The sequence below is a fragment of the Microbacterium luteum genome, from assembly GCF_015277875.1.
GTDB lineage: Bacteria > Actinomycetota > Actinomycetes > Actinomycetales > Microbacteriaceae > Microbacterium > Microbacterium luteum.
The window spans coordinates 499,919-519,500 of the sequence record NZ_CP063814.1; the positions used below are offsets into that span (position 1 = coordinate 499,919).

15 protein-coding genes and 2 pseudogenes are annotated in these 19,582 nt (G+C 70.9%); 7 read left to right on the plus strand and 10 right to left on the minus strand.

Translation table 11 applies throughout. The features are described 5' to 3' along the window. Positions 1 to 23: 23 nt before the first annotated feature. Both IM777_RS02420 and IM777_RS02425 read right to left on the minus strand, forming a co-directional pair. On the minus strand, positions 24 to 599 hold the full coding sequence (locus IM777_RS02420) for a thermonuclease family protein (RefSeq protein WP_071044089.1): 576 nt from the start codon (positions 597 to 599) through the stop codon (positions 24 to 26). A 689-nt stretch (positions 600 to 1,288) separates the two neighbouring features. Then, complete coding sequence (locus IM777_RS02425) at positions 1,289 to 1,696, minus strand: transferase (RefSeq protein ID WP_071044088.1); 408 nt, start codon at positions 1,694 to 1,696, stop codon at positions 1,289 to 1,291. 283 nt (positions 1,697 to 1,979) lie between these two features. Here IM777_RS02425 and IM777_RS02430 point away from each other — a divergent pair, with 283 nt between their 5' ends. After that, positions 1,980 to 2,570 carry a YitT family protein gene (locus tag IM777_RS02430; RefSeq protein WP_228481200.1) on the plus strand — a complete coding sequence of 197 codons (591 nt, stop codon included), beginning with the start codon at positions 1,980 to 1,982 and terminating at the stop codon, positions 2,568 to 2,570. A 30-nt stretch (positions 2,571 to 2,600) separates the two neighbouring features. Here IM777_RS02430 and IM777_RS02435 read toward each other — a convergent pair whose 3' ends face one another. The 4 genes and pseudogenes from IM777_RS02435 to IM777_RS17545 form a co-directional block, all read right to left on the minus strand. Then, positions 2,601 to 3,374, minus strand: a complete 774-nt coding sequence (locus IM777_RS02435; protein ID WP_194384507.1) for an Fpg/Nei family DNA glycosylase — start codon at positions 3,372 to 3,374, stop codon at positions 2,601 to 2,603. Continuing rightward, positions 3,367 to 8,187, minus strand: a complete 4,821-nt coding sequence (locus IM777_RS02440; RefSeq protein WP_194384508.1) for an Lhr family ATP-dependent helicase — start codon at positions 8,185 to 8,187, stop codon at positions 3,367 to 3,369. Before IM777_RS02440 ends, IM777_RS02435 begins: the two co-directional genes overlap by 8 nt. Positions 8,188 to 8,365: 178 nt before the next feature. After that, a pseudogene (locus IM777_RS02445) lies at positions 8,366 to 9,331 on the minus strand (ATP-binding cassette domain-containing protein); the annotation flags it as partial. A 13-nt stretch (positions 9,332 to 9,344) separates the two neighbouring features. Further along, positions 9,345 to 9,497, minus strand: a pseudogene (locus IM777_RS17545) (hypothetical protein); the annotation flags it as partial. Positions 9,498 to 9,799: 302 nt separating this feature from the next. On the opposite strand from IM777_RS17545, the gene IM777_RS02450 reads away from it, so the two are divergent. Beyond that, a complete protein-coding gene (locus IM777_RS02450; protein WP_194384509.1) occupies positions 9,800 to 10,045 on the plus strand; it encodes a hypothetical protein in 246 nt (81 codons plus the stop codon). 9 nt (positions 10,046 to 10,054) lie between these two features. Here the strand turns inward: IM777_RS02450 and IM777_RS02455 are convergent, their stop codons facing one another. Next, a complete protein-coding gene (locus tag IM777_RS02455; protein WP_194384510.1) occupies positions 10,055 to 10,723 on the minus strand; it encodes an alpha/beta hydrolase in 669 nt (222 codons plus the stop codon). A gap of 62 nt (positions 10,724 to 10,785) precedes the next feature. Here IM777_RS02455 and IM777_RS02460 point away from each other — a divergent pair, with 62 nt between their 5' ends. Together IM777_RS02460 and IM777_RS02465 are read left to right on the plus strand one after the other, a co-directional pair. Continuing rightward, complete coding sequence (locus IM777_RS02460; protein ID WP_194384511.1) at positions 10,786 to 11,403, plus strand: NUDIX hydrolase family protein; 618 nt, start codon at positions 10,786 to 10,788, stop codon at positions 11,401 to 11,403. A gap of 15 nt (positions 11,404 to 11,418) precedes the next feature. After that, positions 11,419 to 12,258 (plus strand): AlbA family DNA-binding domain-containing protein, encoded by an 840-nt coding sequence (locus tag IM777_RS02465; protein WP_228480917.1) that lies wholly within the window; start codon positions 11,419 to 11,421, stop codon positions 12,256 to 12,258. Positions 12,259 to 12,320: 62 nt separating this feature from the next. Here IM777_RS02465 and IM777_RS02470 read toward each other — a convergent pair whose 3' ends face one another. Beyond that, positions 12,321 to 13,391: a threonine aldolase family protein gene (locus IM777_RS02470; RefSeq protein WP_194384512.1), complete on the minus strand. Its 1,071-nt coding sequence runs from the start codon at positions 13,389 to 13,391 to the stop codon at positions 12,321 to 12,323. A gap of 83 nt (positions 13,392 to 13,474) precedes the next feature. Here IM777_RS02470 and IM777_RS02475 point away from each other — a divergent pair, with 83 nt between their 5' ends. After that, positions 13,475 to 14,890: an MFS transporter gene (locus IM777_RS02475; protein ID WP_272872944.1), complete on the plus strand. Its 1,416-nt coding sequence runs from the start codon at positions 13,475 to 13,477 to the stop codon at positions 14,888 to 14,890. Positions 14,891 to 14,959: 69 nt separating this feature from the next. Here the strand turns inward: IM777_RS02475 and IM777_RS02480 are convergent, their stop codons facing one another. After that, positions 14,960 to 16,300 carry a DUF6421 family protein gene (locus IM777_RS02480; protein ID WP_228481203.1) on the minus strand — a complete coding sequence of 447 codons (1,341 nt, stop codon included), beginning with the start codon at positions 16,298 to 16,300 and terminating at the stop codon, positions 14,960 to 14,962. A 169-nt stretch (positions 16,301 to 16,469) separates the two neighbouring features. Between IM777_RS02480 and IM777_RS02485 the strand changes: the two genes are divergently transcribed. Further along, complete coding sequence (locus IM777_RS02485) at positions 16,470 to 16,949, plus strand: Lrp/AsnC family transcriptional regulator (protein ID WP_194384514.1); 480 nt, start codon at positions 16,470 to 16,472, stop codon at positions 16,947 to 16,949. Positions 16,950 to 17,010: 61 nt separating this feature from the next. Then, positions 17,011 to 17,958, plus strand: a complete 948-nt coding sequence (locus IM777_RS02490; RefSeq protein ID WP_228480918.1) for a diacylglycerol/lipid kinase family protein — start codon at positions 17,011 to 17,013, stop codon at positions 17,956 to 17,958. A gap of 31 nt (positions 17,959 to 17,989) precedes the next feature. On the opposite strand, the gene IM777_RS02495 is transcribed toward IM777_RS02490, so the two are convergent. Beyond that, positions 17,990 to 19,525: a CoA-acylating methylmalonate-semialdehyde dehydrogenase gene (locus IM777_RS02495; RefSeq protein WP_194384516.1), complete on the minus strand. Its 1,536-nt coding sequence runs from the start codon at positions 19,523 to 19,525 to the stop codon at positions 17,990 to 17,992. Positions 19,526 to 19,582 lie beyond the last annotated feature (57 nt).

Genomic DNA, 19,582 nt, shown 5'->3' on the forward strand with positions numbered 1-19,582 from the left:
GGCGGCGACCGAACGCGATCGCGTCAGCGGCAGCGGGACCAGATGCCCGCGCCGGCCTCGATCGCGGCGGACTCGGCCTCCTGAAGGAGCGGCCAGTAGCGGTCGTTCGGGTGGATGCGCAGAGCCTCGCCGGCTCCGGTCGCCACGAGGTCGAGGTTCACGAACGTGCCCTCGCCGGTCCAGAGATACAGCAGCACCCGGTCGTAGGTGTCGCGCTCCTCGTCGTCACGCGTCGCCCACAGCGTGTCGCCCTCGGACGCCAGGGCGCGCAGCGCATCCGTCGCATCGTTCCCGCCGCACTCGAGGTCGGGGTACACCTCCGGGGTGTCTACGCCGATGAGGCGCACCGGCACCTCGTCGTCGGCCGAGCCCTCGGCGACCGTCCAGGGTGGGGATGTGCCCCCCGCCGGTCGCGCGCGGACGGTGTCGCCGTCGACGATATGCGTGATCTCGATCGCAACGGCCTCCTTCGGCGCCGTTTCTTCCGGTGAGGTGGACGGGATGCTCTCGGGCGCCGCCGGCGCGAGGCACCCCGCGAGGGTGGCGGCCAGTGCACACGCGAGCGCTCCCGTCGCAAGGCGGCGGGAGCGTCGGATCATCCTCCGACCCTATGCTGCGGGACCTCAAGGGGTCGGGGCGCGGACCCCGGGTCGCGCGACGGCGGATCGGTCACGCGCCTCTTGCCGCCGACGTGCATCAATTCAGGCCCGCGGGCCCGCCGAAACCCTTCCCGGGCCCGAATCAGCCTGGACTCACCCTCGCAGCCTGAGTTGCTGCACGGGCAGGGACGGACGCGGCCGACCGCCGGGTGGACGGCTGGACGGGACGAGGGGCGGCGGGGCTCGGGTGAGCGGCCCGATGCAGTCTGCGGCCGTGCCGTGCCGTGCCGTGGCCGTGCCGTGCCGTGCCGTGCCGTGCCGTGCCGTGGCGTGCGTGGCGACTCAGCCCAGCGGGGCCGAGCGGGCGGGTGGCCCTGCGACGCAGCGTGGCGACGCAGCGGAAAGCGGCGCACAGCGGGCGGGTGGACCGGCCGACGGTGCACCAATTCAGGCCGGCCGGTGCGGAAGTGGTCATTTCGTACCCGAATCGGCCGATATGGCTTCATCCAGCCTGAGTTGGTGCCAGGCAACGGGTAGCGAGAGCTCGGAAGCGCCAGGGGCTCGGAGGAGCCAGGGGCGCGAAGGGCGGCCACCGCGCATGCGAGACGCTCCCGTCGCGAGCGGCGGGAGCGTCGGATCATCCTCTGACCCTCGACCGTGGGAAGCCACGGGCAAGGGCCGGGGTCCGGTCAGGCGGCCAGGTGCAGTCCGCGGCGGTCGGTCGCGACGGTCTCGCCGTCGCCGATGCTCTCGTCGTCGCCGATGAGCGAGCCGACCGCGACGCGTGCACCGTTTCCGATGTGCGCGCGGATTCCGATCTTCGCGCCCGCGCCGATCGCGGCGCCGGGTCCGATGTGCGCTTGGGGGGCGATGTCGGCGTCGGGCCCAATGACCGCATCGGACTCGACCCACGCACCGCGGCCCACGTGGACGTTCGCGGCGATTCGGACTCCCGGTTCGACGTACGCACCCGACTCGACGATCGCGGTGGGGTGCACTTTGGCCCCGTGCGCGATCAGGCCCCGACCGTTGGCGTGCTTGCGGTAGCGCAGCGTCTCGCCGTGGTCGTTCTCGATGTCGACGTAGTTCTTACCCACAGTCCCCTCCTCTGATGCCGTTCGGCATCGGATACAGGTACAACTTCCTTGATTGTCTATTCATTCCCTCGAATCCACCGATTCGGATGCGCAGGGTTGACATCTGTTGTTCGTTGCGGCACGGAGAATGGATGGGCATGTCGGCGTCGGCGAGAATGGCGAGATGACGAGCGAACCGGTCGGCGATCCCGACCTGCCCGACGTGCCCGATGCGCTCGACGATCCCGGCCTGTCCGACGCACCCGATGCGACGGGTCCGTCGCTCGTCTTCGACGACCAGAGCATGGCCCACTCCGCGGTCGAGGACGTTCTCGGCATCCTCACCGGCACCTTCGTCGCGTCGCTGGGCCTCTACCTGCTGCAGACGGCCGGTTCGGTCACCGGCGGTACCGCCGGTCTCTCCCTCCTGCTCGGCTACGCGACGGCGTGGCCGTTCTGGCTGTTGTTCGCCGTCATCAACCTCCCGTTCGCGGTGCTCGCGGTGTGGCAGCGAGGGTGGAGTTTCACCGCGCGAACCGCGGTCGCCATCGGCCTCGTTTCGGGATGGTCGGTCGTGCATCAGGGGATGCTCGTAATCGACGACCTCGACCCGATCTACGGCACGCTCGGCGGGAACCTCCTGGCCGGCGTGGGCCTGCTCATCCTCTTCCGCCATCGCGCGAGTCTCGGCGGTGTGAACATCGTCGCCCTGATCGTGCAGGATCGCTGGGGCTTCCGCGCCGGGTGGACGATGATGATCTTCGACGTGCTGATCATCGGGGCGGCCCTGCTGGTGGTGCCCGTCTGGAGCGTGGTCTTGAGCGCGGCGGGAGCGGTGGTGCTGAACCTCGTGCTGGCCCTCAACCACCGGCCGGGAAGATACATCGGGCACTGACGGGAATCGGGCACCGACGTGGATGCGGGATCAGCTCTGGCAGCGCGGGCACCAGAAGGTGATGCGTTCGGAGGTCGGGTCGGCGCCCATCTCTCCTCCGCGGATCAGCGTGCCGCATCGACGGCACGGCCGACCCTCGCGACGGTAGACCCACGTGGATCGACCGGGGCGCGAGTCGCCGGTGAACGTGCGGCCGGATCGGTCGCGATTGGCGCGGATCATGCGCGTGCCGAGGTCGAGGAGTGCCGGCACGTCGACCTCTGGGGCGGGGGTGGTGGGCAGAACGCCGCGCACGAAGAGGATCTCGTTGGCGTACTCGTTTCCGAAACCGGCGACGTTGCGCTGATCGAGCAGCGCGACGTGCACCGCTCGCGGGTCGGCCGAGAGCCGACGGGCGGCCTCATCCGGATCCCACGACGCGCTCAGGGGATCGGGACCCAGGTGACCGACGAGCGCGCCCTCATCCTCCGTGCGCACCACCGAGATATCGGCGAGGTCGAAGCCGACGGTGTCATGGGTGGATGTGCCGAGCACGGCGCGCGCCTTGTAGCCGGGCTTGCGCCACCGCCCGCCGCGCTCGTAGACGTGCCATTCGCCCTCCATCTTCAGGTGGGTGTGCAGGGTCCACCCGTCGATGCGGTGCAGCAGGTGCTTGCCGCGGGGTACGACCTCCTGCACGGTCGCACCGGTCAGGTCGACGGTCGCGACCTGCGGCACCCGCAGATCGAAGCGGGCGAGCTCGCGTCCGTCGAGCACGTCGGCCAGGCGCCGCGCGGCGCGGAAGACGGTGTCGCCCTCAGGCACGGGCGGTTTCCCGCTGGGCGTCGCCGGCGGTCGTGCGCCGCAGCGTCAGTCCGCGCGGCGACTCGACGAAGCCGGCTTCGCGCAGGGCCCGGCCGAGGGGCGTGCCGTAGACGAACGCGCCGTTGACCTGCTCGATCGTGAGGGTGTCCAGCCGTCGTCGGCGCGCGGTGGCGGTGAGGTCGGCAGCAGCCGCCCGGAGCACCTCCTCGTCATCGGTGAAGGCCAGTGCCGTCTTGCCGCCGCGCTCGAGGTAGAGCGCGAGGTCGCCGTCGACGAGCACCACGAGCCCGCCGGCCTTGCGGCCGGGCCGGTGCGAGATCTCGGCCAGTGCCGGCCACGGCAGTGCGGCCCCGTACGGGTTCGCAGGGTCGGTGGCCGCAAGCGTCACGGCCGTGCGCGGCGGCGGATCGGCGAGACCGGCGAACTCGCGGATGCGGTCGACCGTCGCCGACGCCGCGAACTGCGCGGCCCCGAGCTTCTCGATGACATAGCCCCGCCGGCAGTGGCCGGCCTCCTCGAATCCAGCGAGCACGCGATAGACCTGGGCGAATCCGCCGGGAACGCCCTCGGACTGCACGGAGCCACGCGTCACGACGCCGTAGCGGTCCAGCAGCAGGCTCGCCGCGGCGGTGGCGCGCAGCGCCGCATCCGGTTCGGCGTCGGGAACGAGAGACCAGCGGCCCCCGATGGCGGGCGGACGAGGCGGAGCAGACGCGGACACCCGCGGCAGCGTTGCCCCGCGATACATGCGGGAACGCGGCGTCTTGCGGGCGACCCGATGCGCCTGGGAACCCCCGCCCACGAGCGTTCGGACGGGCGCGAAGGTGTCGTTGGTCACGCGTCCCGCCCAGGTGAGGCGCCACAGGGCGTCGACGACGGACTGCTCGTTCTCCGCGCCGGCGAGCGACTTCAGCTGGGCGGCGAAGTACGCCCCACCGGCCGCAAGCACCTCGATGACGCGAGCGTCGAGGGAGTCCGCGGCGATCTCGACGTCGTCGCGCGTGAGGGTGAGCGGCGCTGCGTCAGCCGAGTGGAAGGCGATCCACCCGTCTCGGCCCGGGAGCGACCCGTGGCCGGTCCAGACGACCTCTCCCGACGCGGTGAGCTCGTCGAGCATCGCGGGGGCGTAGTCCCGCACGCGAGAGGGCAGGATGAGCGACTCCCACGCGCTCGCCGGCGCCGGAATGCCCGCGAGCTGCTCGATGACCGCCGCGAGGCCGTCGATGCCGTCGAGCGGACGCGTGACGTGCTGCCAGACCGGCAGGAAGCGAGCGAACGCCTCGGGTGGCACCGGTTCCACGCTGCCGCGGATCGCGGCCAGCGACCGCATCCGCAGTCGGCGCAGCACCTCGCTGTCGCACCATTCCGTGTCATCGCGCGATCCGCCGGCGTTCTCCACCGGGAGGAAGAATCCGCTCGAGATGCGCCCCTGACCCTCGAGCCGCTGCAGCGTGTGACGCGCGACCGCGACCCCCACGCCGAGGCGCTCGGCGACCGCATCGACCGTGAAGGGTCCGTGCGTCCGTGCGTAGCGGGCCACCAGGTCGCCCACCGGATCGGGGAGAGGTTCGAGGAAGGCGAGCGGAATGCCCACCGGCAGCGCCGCCCCGAGGCCGTCGCGCAGCCGGCCGGCGTCTTCGATCGCCGCCACCCGGGACGCCCCGGCGATCGTCACGCGAATCGCCCGTCGCGCATCGACCAGCTCGTCGAGCAGCTGCGCGGCGCTCGCTTCGGAGGCGGCAGCGGCCGGGCCGGTCGGGTCCTGCAGGCGCACGGCGACCTCGCCGGCATCCAGCGGACCGAGCACGCGCAGCAGGTCGGCGACCCCCTCGACCCCGCGAGCGCGACGGTCGGGATCGAGCTTCTGCGCCTCGCGTTCGAACTGGGCGATGACGTCGGGATCGAGCAGCTCGCGCATCTCGACCTTGCCGAGCAGCTCCGACAGCAGCGCCGGGTCGACCGACAGCGCCGCAGCCCGACGCTCGGCCAGCGGCGAGTCGCCCTCGTACATGAACGCGCCGACATATCCGAACAGCAGGTCGCGGGCGTACGGGGACGGCTGGCTCGTGGTCGTCTCGACGAGGCGGATGCTGCGGTCGCCGATGCGGCGGGCCACGCGCAGCAGGGCGGGCACGTCGTAGACGTCCTGCAGCACCTCGCGCAGGGTCTCGAGGATGATCGGGAACGTGGGGTAGCGGCGCGCGACCTCCAGCAGCTGCGCGGAGCGCTGACGCTGCTGCCACAGCGGACTGCGTCTGCTCGGGTTCATCCGCGGCATCAGCAGGGCGCGGGCGGCGCATTCGCGGAAGCGCGAGGCGAACAGCGCCGATCCGCCCACCTCGTCGGTGACGAGCTGCTCGAGCTCGTCGGGCTCGAACACGAACAGGTCGGCGCCGGGAGGTTCGGCTGCCGCATCAGGGACGCGCGCGATGATCCCGTCGTCGCTGGCGACCGCCGCTCCCTCGACGCCGAGGCGCTCGCGGATGCGGGCGTTGACGGCGAGAGCCCACGGCGCATGCACTTTCATGCCGTACGGTGAATGCAAGATGACGCGCCAGTCGCCGACCTCGTCGCGGCTGCGCTCGACGGTCAGCGTGCGGTCGGTGGGCACGGTCCCGGTCGCTTCGCGCTGCTCGGCGAGGTAGGTCAGCAGGTTCTCGATCGCGAACCCGTCGAGACCGGCGTCGCCCAGGCGTGCCTCGGCCTTCTCCCGAGAGGCTCCGGAGAGCTGGCGAGCCATCGTGCCGAGCGCCTCGCCGAGTTCGGCCGGGCGGCCGAGGCCGTCGCCGTGCCAGAACGGCAGCTTGCCCGGCTGCCCGAACGCCGGGAGCACGTTGACGCGGTCGTGCGTGATCTCGACGATGCGCCAGCTCGTCGTGCCGAGCGTGAAGACGTCGTTGACCCGCGACTCGTAGACCATCTCCTCGTCGAGCTCACCGACGCGGGCATTGCGGGTCTCGCCGGCGACGAAGACGCCGAACAGGCCCCGGTCGGGGATGGTGCCGCCGCTTGTGACGGCGATGCGCTGGGCGCCGGGCCGGCCGGTCAGGGTTCCCGCGTCGCGATCCCACACGACGCGAGGACGGAGCTCCGCGAACTCGTCGGAGGGGAACCGGCCCGCGAGCAGATCGAGCGTTGCCTCGTACGCCGAGCGCGGCAGGGTGCGGAACGGCGCGCTGCGGCGCACCGTCTCGAACCAGCCCTCGACGTCGATCTCGCCTTGGGCGGCCGCAGCCACGGTCTGCTGGGCGAGGATGTCGAGCGGGTTCTGCGGCACCGCGATCGCCTCGATCTGCCCCGCGAGCATCCGTTCGGTCACGATCGCGGTGTGGAGCACATCGGCCCGGTGCTTCGGGAAGAGGGCCGCCCGGCTCACCTCGCCCACCTGGTGCCCGGCGCGGCCCACACGCTGCAGTCCGGATGCCGCGGACGGCGGCGCCTCGACCTGGATCACGAGGTCGACGGCGCCCATGTCGATGCCGAGCTCGAGGCTGCTGGTGGCCACGACGCAGCGGAGGACGCCGGACTTCAGCTCCTCCTCGACCTGCGCGCGCTGTTCCTTCGAGACGGACCCGTGGTGGGCTTTGGCGAGTGCGGGCGCCGCCCCCGAGGACACTCCCGCCTGTGCCATCATCTCGGCCGGCATCCGGCTCGATGTGGCCGAGTCCGGTGGGCCGGACGGCGGCGCATCCGGCGACGGTGCCTCGAGCCCGAGCCGGTCGGCGTAGATCTCGTTGAGGCGTCCGGTGAGGCGTTCGCCGAGGCGGCGGGAGTTGACGAAGACGATGGTCGAACGGTGTTCGAGGATGCGGTCGACGATCGCCTCTTCGACGTGCGGCCACACCGATCCTGTCATCTCGGTGTTCTCGGCGCCCGCCGAGCCGTCGCCGAACCAGTCCTCGTCGAGGGGTGTGCCGTCGAGGTCGTCGACGGTTCCCGGATCGGCTGATGCCGGCGCGGCACCGGGTGCGCCACGCGCGGAGGTCGGCGGCGGGGGCGGATTCAGCATGTCGTCGACGGGCACGACGACCTTCAGCTCGAACTGCTTGGATGCGCGCGGCGCGACGATCTCGACCGGTTCGGCGCCGCCGAGGAACCGGGCGACCTCGTCGATCGGGCGTACGGTCGCCGACAGGCCGATCCGCTGCGCGGGACCCGCATCCGGATCGTGCTCGCGGCGCAGGGCGTCGAGCCGCTCGAGACTGACGGCCAGGTGTGCGCCGCGCTTGGTGGCCGCGACCGCGTGCACTTCGTCGACGATGACCGTGTGCACGTCGCGCAGCGTCTGCCCGGCCTGGCTCGTGAGCATCAGGTAGAGCGACTCCGGGGTGGTGATGAGGATGTCCGGGGGCGCTGCGACGAGCTTACGCCGGTCGGCGGACGACGTGTCGCCCGAGCGTACGCCGACCGAGACATCGGGCACGCGGATGCCGAGGCGCCGCGCGGACTGCCCGATCCCGACGAGCGGGGAGCGCAGGTTGCGCTCGACGTCGACGCCGAGGGCCTTCAGCGGCGAGATGTAGAGGATGCGGGTGCCGCGCGCAGGCTCCTTGGCCGCCCGCTTCCGCCCACGCACGGGCGCGGCATCGGGTCGATCGGCCGCGACGCTCTCGCGGAACACGCGGTCGATGGCCCACAGGAACGCCGACAGGGTCTTGCCGGACCCGGTGGGAGCGACGACGAGGGCGTGCTTGCCGTGCGAGATCGCCTCCCATGCGCCGCGCTGGGCGTCGGTGGGGCGTGCAAAGGCTCCGCGGAACCAGTCCTGCGTGGCAGGGCCGAACCGCTCGAGCACGTCGCCGGAGCCAGCCATCCTCCCATCATGCTCGCTGCCGCCGACATCGGCTCCGGCTTACGCCCGCCCGCGCGCACAACTCCTCACATCCCGAGCGCGGAACGCCCCCGCGCGTCCGCATCCGGGCGACAGGGCGCGAACGTGAGGAGTTATGAACCGACGCCGTGTCGGCCGAACGCGGCACGCCCCGTGCCGGTCACACCTCGCGCAGAGAGCCCTGGCGCAGAGCGCCCTCGCGCAGGGAGCCACCGCGCAGCTCCAGGGTGAGGCCGACGCCGATGCGGGCGAGGAAGGCGTCGTCGTGGCTGACCACCAGTACGGCACCGCGGTACGCCCGGAGGGCGTCGACCAGCTGATCGACGGTGTCGAGGTCGAGGTTGTTCGTGGGCTCGTCGAGCACCAGCAGCTGCTGGGGTGGATCGGCCAGCAGCAGACGCGCGAGGGCGACGCGGAATCTCTCTCCGCCCGAGAGCGTCGACACGGGTCGCTCGACCGCCGCGCCGCGGATGAGGAACCGCGCGAGCCGGTTCCGCACCTCGGCCGGAGACACGTTCGCGGCTGCATCGCGCACGTTCTGCAGAACCGTCGCGTCCTCGTCGAGGCCGTCCACCCGCTGCGGCAGATAGCCGATCCGGTCGGTGAGCGCCTCCGCGCGTACGCAACTCCTCAGATCCGGGCTCTTACGCCCGGAATCCGTCGGATCAGGCCCCTCGAACGCCGTTCGTGAGGAGTTGTGAACGGCGGGCGAGACGATCTGCTCCAGCAGCGTGGTCTTGCCGGCGCCGTTCGGACCGATGAGCGCGACGCGCTCGGGCCCCTGCACGACCCACGTGCGATCGCCGTCGTTGAGGGTGGCGATGCGCCGGCCGGCGGGAACGCCGGGGTCGGGCAGGTCGATTCGGATGGCGTCGTCGTCGCGCACGCGCCGTTCGGCCTCATCGAGGGCCGCGCGGGCTCTCGCCTCCTTCTCCCGGCTCTCGGTGCGAAGTCGACCGGCCGAGACCTGGGCGGCGCGTTTGCGGTTGCCGGCGACGATCGGCGGCACGCGCTTCTCGCGCTCGGCCTTGGCGCCCACCGCCCGCCGACGCGCGATGGTCGTCTCGGCCTCGATGCGCTGCCGCTTCTCGCGACGCACATCCGGATGCGGGGGCGATCTCGCCCGCGATCAGGCGCAGCAGTGTCGACTTGCCCGACCCGTTGCGCCCGACGAGTCCGGTGCGGCCCTCGCCGATCGCTCCGGAGACGTCGTCGAGCGCGGGGGAGCCGTCTGACCAGGTGAAGCAGAGGCGGTCGAGGACGACCGCGGAGGTGTGCGGATGCGCGGGCATGAGGCCCCTTCGAGTGTCGGCGGAACGCACTGACACACGGCGCCGCGGAATGCGGCGGTCCACGGCTCCTGTGGGAATGGCCCGCCGAAGGGCGGGCGCGGGCGACGGTCAGCGCGAGATGGTCGCGAGATCGTCGAGGGTCTTCACCGGTCGTCCAGACGTCGGGAACAGGGACGCCATGACGATAGCGGGGTCGGCCGCACCCCGGCAAGCCCCGGGTCGGAGACGCCCCGCCCGGCGTCGGATGCGTCTCCCGCGCAGGGGGGATGTGCGCCGGGCGCGCGCCTCGTAGCGTCGTGATCATGACGGATCAGCAGAAGCCGCAGGACGACGGCGGGCGCTCCTTCCCGCCGTTCAACGCCGCCGGTCTCGCGATCGGCATCGGGCTCGGTATCGCCTTCGGCGTCGCGCTCGACAACATCGGCGCGGGTCTTGCGATCGGCATCGGGATCGGCGTCGCCTTCTCGCTCGCGTTCGGCGCGGCGGAGGCGGACCGCCGGAAGAAGCGCGATCGCGACGATGACGGGGACCGCGGCGCGTCGGACTGACCGACTCGCTCAGTCCGACAGCGACTCGAGCTGCTTCTCGAGGAAGACCCGCACGTCGGCCATCTCCTGCTCGGAGACGCTGTGCGTCAGCCCCGGGTACACGCGACCGCTGAGGTCGCTGTGACCGGGCAGCCACTGCGTGGTGTGGTCGACGAGGAAGCCGGGGATCACCTCGTCGGCCGCCCCGCGCCCCCAGAACACCGGCGGCCGGTTCTCGGCCATGACGGCGTCTCCGGCGAGCTCGCCCGGAGTGGCATAGCCGGAGAGGTTGACCGCGAAGGCGAAGCGCTCGGGCTGCAGCCGCAGCGCCTGCAGCGAGACGGCGCCGCCCTGGGAGAAGCCCAGCAGCCCGACCGGCGCATCCGGAGCGACCCGATCGACCCACGAGACGAGAGCGGATGCGGCGGCGGTCACGTGGGCCGGGTCTCGGCCGTCGAGACCCTCGATGGGGTACCACGAGTGCCCGGGGGTGGGCCATGGCGGCGCAAGCGGGGCGCGCACAGCGGCGTAGGCGAATCCATCGGGCAGGTAGGGCACGAGGCCGAACAGGTCGCCCTCGTGCGAGCCGTAGCCGTGGAGGAGGACCAGCAGCGGGCGTCCGGCGCGCGCGGACTCGTCGGCCGACCACAGCACGACGTCGTGGTCGAGCACGGGCGTGTTCGGGCTCTCGGCGGTCATCCGGATATTGTTGCAGGCCGTCCCGACACGCGCCGCGACGGACGGTGGGGTATACAGGAGGCATGCCGGTCCGCACGCCTGATCCCGACCCGAACGACCGGGACGACGACGGCACGCTGCGCGATCCGCTGCGCGATCTGGGCGGCGATGCGGGCAGCGCCTCGAATCCCGGATGGCTGAGCGAGGTCGAACTCGCCGAGGCGCGTCGCCGCCTGCCGATGCTCTACGTCGAGGCGGTGCCGGTGCGCACCGACGGCATGGGGGCGGTCACCGAGATCGGCATCCTCCTGCGCGCGACGCCGGTCGGTGAGATCACCCGGTCCATCGTGAGCGGCCGGGTGCGCTACGGCGAGACCGTCCGCGACGCGCTCTTCCGCCATCTCGAGAACGATCTCGGACCGATGGCCTTCCCCCTCCTCCCGCCGCAGCCGGTGCCGTTCACCGTGGCCGAGTACTTCCCGATCCCCGGGGTGAGCGCCTTCCACGACGATCGCCAGCACGCGGTCTCGCTCGCGTTCGTCGTGCCCGTCACCGGCACGTGCGAACCGCGCCAGGACGCCCTCGAGGTCACGTGGATGAGTCCCGAGGAAGCGGCCTCCGACGCGCTCGCCGACGAGATGGAGGGCGGCCGGGCCACCCTCATCCGTCAGGCGCTCGCGAGCGTCGGCTGCCTGCGCTGACCCGGGACGCGACGGATGCCGTACAGCCCGCTGCTGGTCGATTTCGCCGTGGCGATCCCCATCGTCCTGGGTCTCGCCTATGTGATCGCCCGGGTCATGCGTCGGCTCTTCGGCCGGCGGCTGCGCCTGGAGATCCGCACGATGACGATCGTGTCGCTCATGGGCCTGAGCGTCGGGATCTTCATCGCCGGATGGCTCTTCGCGGGTCTGCGGCTGTGGATGCCGACGACCATCCTGCTCGCGTTCGGCACGAGCCTCGGGCTGTCGTTCGTCGTCGCCGCCGTCGCGACGGCGTGGGGGCGCGGGCTGCGCGACGTCGACGTTCCCGCGCTGCTCGCCTCGGGTGAGTCCGATCGCGTCGAGTTCAAGGAGACCGCGCGCTGGAACGTGCGCGAGGACAAGAAGGACGCGCGCATGGAGCTCGCGATCGCCAAGACGGTCGCGGCATTCCTCAACAGCTCGGGTGGCGTGCTGTTGATCGGGGCGAACGACGACGGTCACGCCGTGGGGCTGGATCGCGACCTGGCCACCCTGCGCACCCCGGATCACGACCGCTTCGAGCTGTGGCTGCGCGACCTGCTGTCCACGCTCCTCGGTCGAAACGCCGCGGCGCTGCCGCACATCCAGTTCGCCCCGGTGGGGGATGCGGGCGCCGCCGTGTGCGCGGTGAGCTGCCCGCCCTCGCCGAAGCCGGTCTTCCTCGTGCGCGCGAAGGACGGCGGCTCGACGGACCTGTGGGTTCGCGTGGGGAACTCGACCCGCTCACTGGGCGTCGACGAGGCCGTGCAGTACGTGGCGGATCACTGGCGCCCGTCGGTGTGGTCCTGGCTGTCCGGCAAGCCCGCCCGCGGCTGACGGGTACCCGGTACATCCGCGCCGGTTGTCCCGGCGTCTCGGACCGGCGTCTGCGCGTGGGGTCAGGCCGCGGAGGTCTCCCGCGCGATCGCGGCCACGAACGCGTCGACGTCGGCTTCGGTCGTGTCGAAGGAGCACATCCAGCGCACTTCGCTTCGCGCGGCATCCCAGTCGTAGAAGCGGAAGGACTCGCGCAGTCGATCGGCAACGCCGGCCGGCAGCGTCGCGAACACGCCGTTCGCCTGCGTCCGCTGCGTGAACCCGACTCCGCGGATCGAGCCGTCGGCGAGGCCCGCCTCGACGCCGGAGCGCAGGCGCTGCGCCATCGCGTTGGAGTGCCGGGCGTTCCGCAGCCACAGGTCGTCCTCGAGCAGCGCGATCAGCTGTGCCGACACGAAGCGCATCTTCGACGACAGCTGCATGTTCAGCTTGCGCAGGTACGGCAGGCCGCTCGAGGCCTCGGGGTCGAGCACGACGATCGCCTCGCCGAGCATCGCCCCGTTCTTGGTGCCGCCGAAGCTCAGCACGTCCACCCCCGCGTCGCGGGTGAAGGCGCGCAGGGGCACGTCGAGGGCGGCCGCTGCGTTGGCGATGCGGGCCCCGTCCATGTGCAGGCGCATGCCGTGGCTGTGCGCGTGGTCGGCGATCGCCCGCACCTCGTCGGGCGTGTAGAGCGTGCCGAGCTCGGTGGACTGCGTGATCGAGACCGCCAGCGGCTGCGATCGGTGCTCGTCGCCCCACCCCCAGGCCTCGAGGTCGATGAGGTCGGCGGTGAGCTTGCCGTCGTCGGTCGGCACGTTCAGGATCTTCACGCCCGCGACCTTCTCGGGCGCTCCGCCCTCGTCGACGTTGATGTGGGCGGTGGATGCCGCGATCACCGCACCCCACCGGGGCAGCATCGACTGCAGGCCCACGACGTTGGCGCCGGTGCCGTTGAAGACGGGGTAGGCCTCGACCCCGTCGCCGAGGTGGGTGCGGAAGACCTCCTGCAGCCGCGTGGTGTAGCGGTCCTCGCCGTAGGCGATCTGGTGACCCTCGTTCGCGGCGGCGATGGCCGCCAGCACCTCCGGATGCACGCCGGAGTAGTTGTCGGAGGCGAAGCCGCGCACGGCGGTGTCGTGGAGGGGAGTCACGGAGATCCAGCGTACGCGTCCGGTGCCGGTGGTCGTCGGCCGGAGGTCTGTCGGATGTCGGTGCCCGGGTCTACCCTCACCCCATGACCCCTGATCCGGCGTCGAGCGCCCCGGCGACGGTCGTGCCGCCGCCGAACGGCATGCGCACGTTCCTGCACGTGCTCGTGAACACGGCGTTCGCCAACATCACCACGAGCTTCCTGTGGTTCGCGCTGACGTTCTGGGTCTACCTCGAGACGCGCTCGGTGCTCGCCACGGGCATCATCGGTGGCGCGTACATGCTCTTCATCGCCTTCTTCGCGATGATCTTCGGCACCCTGGTCGATCGGCATCGCAAGCATCGCGTCATGATCCTGTCGAGTCTGATCACCCTGGCGTCCTTCCTCGTCGCCGGCGCCTTGTATCTCGCTCAGCCGGAGTCCGCCCTGGTCGACCTCGGCGGACCGTGGTTCTGGCTCTTCGCGGGGATCATCCTCTTCGGATCCGTCGTCGAGCACATGCGCAACATCGCCCTGTCGACCACGGTCACGCTGCTCACCCCGGTCGAGCGGCACGCGAACGCCAACGGCCTCGTGGGCACCGTGCAGGGGATCGCCTTCATCATCACGAGCGTGTTCTCGGGACTTGCGATCGGCTTCCTCGGCATGGGATGGACGCTCGTGATCGCCCTGGTCGCCACCGCGGCCGCCCTCGCGCACCTGCTTTTCCTGCGTATTCCCGAGGAGCAGCCGGTGGTGGAGCCGGGGCGCACCTCGCTCATCGATCTCGCCGGCAGCATCGCCGCCGTCCGCGCCGCGCAGGGCCTGTTCGCCCTCATCATCTTCTCCACCTTCAACAACCTCATCGGCGGGGTCTACATGGCTCTGATGGACCCGTACGGGCTAACCCTGTTCGAGGTGGAGATCTGGGGCGTCGTGTTCGGCGTCGCCGCCACCGGATTCATCATCGGCGGACTCGTCATCGCGAAATTCGGCCTCGGTCGCAATCCGATCCGCACGATGCTGCTGGTCGTGGTGGCGATGGGCGTGCTCGGCGCCCTCTTCACCATCCGGGACTGGTGGTGGCTGTACGCGCTCGGCATCTGGGTCTACATGATGCTGATCCCCGCCGTCGAGGCGGCCGAGCAGACCGTCATCCAGAAGGTCGTCCCCTACGCGCGCCAGGGTCGTGTGTTCGGGTTCGCGGCCGCGTTCGAGTCGGCGGCGGCTCCGGTCACGGCGTTCCTCATCGCCCCCATCGCCGAGTTCGCGATCATCCCCTACATGGATTCGCCGGCGGGCATCGCCGCGTGGGGATGGCTGCTGGGTGACGGGCAGGCGCGCGGCATCGCGATGGTGTTCTTCTTCGCCGGGTTGGCGATGGTGGTCATCGCGCTCCTGGCCTTCACGACCCGGTCCTATCGAACGCTCTCGGCGGAGTACGCCGGCGCGCAGGAATCGGTGCCGGTGGCAGCGGATCCGTCCCCGCCCACGGGTCCGGTGCCGCAGCCCGGCACGTGAGCGAGGGCGCCTGTCACGCTGCCGTCACGCGCACGCTGCCGTCACGCGCACGGTTCCGTCACGCCGCCGTCACGCATCCGTGCCGCGGATTCCGCTCGTGGATGCGATGACGGGCCGCATCTTCTTCTCGAGCGCCTCGTAGAACATCGACAGGGGGAACTCGTCTTCGAGCACCGCGTCGGTGTAGCCGCGCGGCGGACCCGCGAGGATCTCGTCCGAAAGCCCGCGTGCCCACCGTGAGGCGGGGTTCGGCGTGAGGACCGAGCTCACGAGGTCGTAGGCGGCGAGCCAGTGAGCGGTCTTCGGGCGGTCGATCGAGCGCCAGTACAGGTCGTCGACGGCGTCTCCCAGTGCGAGCACGGCGGCGGCGACCTCTTCCCACTCGACGGTGAGGGCGGTGTCGGTCCAGTGCAGCACGCGGCGCTGGTGCAGCCACGCGAACAGCAGCTGTCCGCCCAGTCCGTCGTAGTTGCGCACGCGAGAGCCGGTCACGGCGAATCGGAAGATGCGGTCGAAGATCACGGCGTACTGCACGAGCCGGGCGTGTTCGAGCAGCCGTCTTTCGGTGTCGTCGAGGTCGTCGCGCTTCGCGTAGCGGGCTTCGAGCGCGACGCACTCCCGGAAGGCGGTGAGGTCGCACCGCAGCTCCTCCAGGGAGTAGAGGAAGTACGGCATGCGCTGTTTGATCATGAACGGATCGAATGGCAGGTCGCCGCGCATGTGCGTGCGGTCGTGGATGAGGTCCCACATCACGAACGTGAGTTCGGTGAGCTCCTGGTCATCGAGCATGCGCGCGGCCTCCGGGGGGAGCTCCAGCTTCGTGATCTCGGCCGCCGACCGGGTGACCCGTCGGAAGCGCGCCGCCTCGCGGTCCTGGAAGATCGCGCCCCACGTGAAGGCCGGGATCTCGCGCATGGCGATCGTCTCGGGGAACAGCACCGCGGAGTTGGTGTCGTATCCGGGCGTGAAGTCGATCAGGCGCAGCGACACGAACAGCCGGTTGGTGTAGTCGGCCTCCAGCCGCGCGATCGCCTCGGGCCAGATCGCCTCGACGATCAGCGCCTCGAGATGGCGGTCCGGCGAGCCGTTCTGGGTGTACATCGGAAACACCACGAGGTGGCGCACGCCGTCGATGCGATGCCGCTGCGGCTGGAATGCGACGAGGGAGTCGAGGAAGTCCGGCACGCCGAAGTTCTCACCGGCCCACCGTCGCGCGTCCAGCGCCGAGGCGGCGAGGTAGTCGGCGTCGTGGGGGAAAGCAGGCGCGAGAGCCTCGATAGCGCACACGATCGTCTCGAGGTGGGCGTGGGCGGTGGCATGCTGCGACGCATCAGGGATGGAACCGTCGGTCGCCTGCAGCGTCTGCAGGGCGGTCGCGGCGTCTCTCAGAGCGAGCCAGGCAGCCGACATCTCGGCACGGTCGGCCCGGTCGACGGGGGTGAAGCGAGGGGCGAGCGTGGGCGCGGACAACGGAGCCTCCGATCATCGATGTGCCGCGAGTCTAGATTTGCTTCCGCAATATCGTTCATGAACCGGAAATTTTCCTGCTGCATACCGCTTCGACGCGTACCATTGCGGGATGGCAGCAGACGTTCCTCCGGTCGGCGTCCGGCTCGATGACGAGACGGATGCGCGCGTCGTGCGTGCTGTCTCCCTCGACCCGCGAGGTACCTTGGCCGATCTGTCGGCCGCGGTCGGTCTGTCGGTCTCGGCGGTGCAGGCGCGTGTACGCAAGCTGGAGGCGCGGGGTGTGATCGCCGGCTATCGCGCGGTCGTCGACCCGGAGGCGGTGGGTCGGCCCCTGGCGGCGTTCATCGAGATCACCCCGCTGGATCCGGCCCAGCCCGACAACGCGCCGGAGCTGCTGGAGCACCTCGACGAGATCGAGGCGTGCCATTCGATCGCAGGTGCCGCCAGCTACATGCTGTTCGTGCGGGTCGCCACGCCGCGTCATCTCGAGACGCTCGTGCGCGAGATCCGCCTCGCCGCCTCGGTGAGCACCCGCACGACGGTGGTGCTCCAGACGTTCTACGAGGGCCGCCCCCTGCTCCCCGGGTGAAACCGTCATGACCCCGTCAACCCCCGCGGCGCACCCGACCCGGGGGAGTAGCGTCGCCGACGTGACGACCGACACCCTCCCCGGTCGCGGCCTCCTGATCGTGCTGAACCCGAAGTCCGGCCGCGACCGCTCTCACGACGACCCGCGCCCCCTCATCGAGCGGCACGTGCCCGGCGCGACCGTGCACGACCTGGCCGACGGTGAAGACCTCGCCCGGGTGGTGGATGCCGCAATGGCCTGCGAGGACCCGCCGACGGCCGTCGCGATGCACGGCGGAGACGGGTCGGTCTCGACGATGGCGCACACGGCGCGCCGCCACGACATTCCGCTGCTCGTGCTCCCTGCCGGCACCTTCAATCACTTCTCGCGGGCGATCGGCATCGAGACGGTCGACGACGCCCTCGCCGCCTACCTCGCCGGGCGGCGCCGCCGTGTCGCGGTGGCCGAGGTGCGGGCGGACGACGACGAGCCGATCACCGTGCTCGATGCGGTCACGCTCGGGCTGCATCCCGGTTTCGTCGCCGAGCGCAAGCGACGCGTCGACCGGCTCGGCACCTGGATCGGCGGGGCCGCGGCCGCGTGGCGCGAGCTGCGTGACGCGCAGCCGATCCGGGTGGGGCGCGGCGGGCGGCACGCGCGCGTGTGGTCGGTCTTCGTCAGCGTCGGCGCGAACGACGAAGCGCGCATCGCGACGCTGCAGCGCATCACGCTCGGCGACGACCGGCTCGACGTGCGCTTCCACCACGCACGCGGGTCGCATACGCGCGCCGTGGCATCGCTCGCCTTCGGCCGCAAGACCACCGCGGTGCTGCGCTTCCTCCGTCTGCTGCCGCCGGAGTCCGACATCGAGCGGATGCTGCTGGACGACCTCGACCTCACGGTGCATCGCGCCGCGGGCGGCGAGCTGTCGTTCGTGCACGACGGCGAGCTCGTACAGCGCGACGGCGATGCCTTCCGGCTGCGGGTGAAGGGCATCCCCGACGCGCTCGAGGTGTACACCCCGGAGTGATCCGGTACGCCTCGGCGCGCGGGCGAAAGTGTCAGGTGTGCTGGGGGAACCCGAGGTCGACCCCGCCGTGCGACGGGTCGAGCCATCGTGAGGTGACCGCCTTCTCGGCCGTGTAGAACTCGAATCCGTGCACACCGTACGCCTTCGCATCGCCGAACAGCGACGCCTTCCAGCCACCGAAGGAGTGATACGCGACGGGGACCGGGATCGGCACGTTGATGCCGATCATGCCCACCTGCACGTCTCGCTGGAAGCGACGGGCCGCGCCGCCGTCGTTGGTGAAGATCGCGGTGCCGTTGCCGTACACACCGGCGTTGATGAGATCGAGTCCCTCTTCGTAGCCGCCGACGCGGACCACCGACAGGACGGGACCGAAGATCTCCTCACGATAGGCGGCGGATGCGGTCGGCACACGATCGAGCAGGGTCGGACCCAGCCAGAAGCCGTTCGGGTCGCCGTCGACCTCGATACCGCGTCCGTCGACGACGACGGATGCGCCGTCCTGTTCGGCGACCGCGACATAGCCGGTGACCTTGTCGCGGTGCTCCGCGGTGATGAGCGGTCCCATGTCGCAGCCGCGCGTGCCGTCACCGGTGCGCAGCGCCGCCATCCGCTGCGCGATCCGATCGACGAGGGCGTCGGCGATCGTGTCGACCGCGAGCACGACCGAGATGGCCATGCAGCGTTCGCCGGCCGACCCGAACCCGGCGCTCACCGCGGCGTCCGCGGCGAGGTCGAGGTCGGCGTCCGGCAGCACGAGCATGTGGTTCTTGGCGCCGCCGAGCGCTTGGACGCGCTTGCCGTGGCGCGTTCCCGTTTCGTACACGTATCTCGCGATCGGCGTCGACCCGACGAAGGAGACCGCCTGGATGTCGGGATGCTCGAGGAGCCCGTCGACCGCGGTCTTGTCGCCGTGGAGCACCGTGAAGACCCCCGCCGGAAGACCCGCCTCCGTCCACGCCGCCGCCAGCCAGTTGGCCGCGCTCGGGTCCTTCTCGCTCGGCTTGAGGATCACGGCGTTCCCGGTGGCGATGGCGATGGAGAAGAACCACATGGGCACCATCGCGGGGAAATTGAACGGACTGATGACGGCGACCACGCCGAGCGGCTGACGGAGCGAGTAGACATCGATGCCGCTCGAGGCGTTCTCGCTGTACGCCCCCTTCGTGTGGTGTCCGAGTCCGCACGCGAACTCCACGACCTCCAGGCCGCGGGCGATCTCACCGTGCGCGTCGGAGAGGACCTTCCCGTGCTCGCTGGTCAGGATGCGGGCAAGCTCGTCTCGACGGGTGTGGACGACCTGCCGAAACGCAAACAGCACCTGCTGACGCCTCGCGATGCTGGCATCGCGCCAGGTCTCGGCGGCCTCCCGGGCAACGCGCACGGCGTGATCGACGTCACCGGGCGCGGCGAAGCGCACGAGCTTCTGCACCTCTCCGGTCGCGGGATCGAAAACGGGCCCCGAGCGCTCCGAGGCTCCGGACCACGGGCCGCCGGCGACCCAGTGCTCGATGATCGGCCTCTCGGTCGAGCCGGCGGGGGCGGACAGGGTGGTGGTGTCTGTCATCGTTCTCTCTCCCTCGAGTGGCCCCTCGTGGGGGCTTTCATCCAGTCTGCGTGGCGC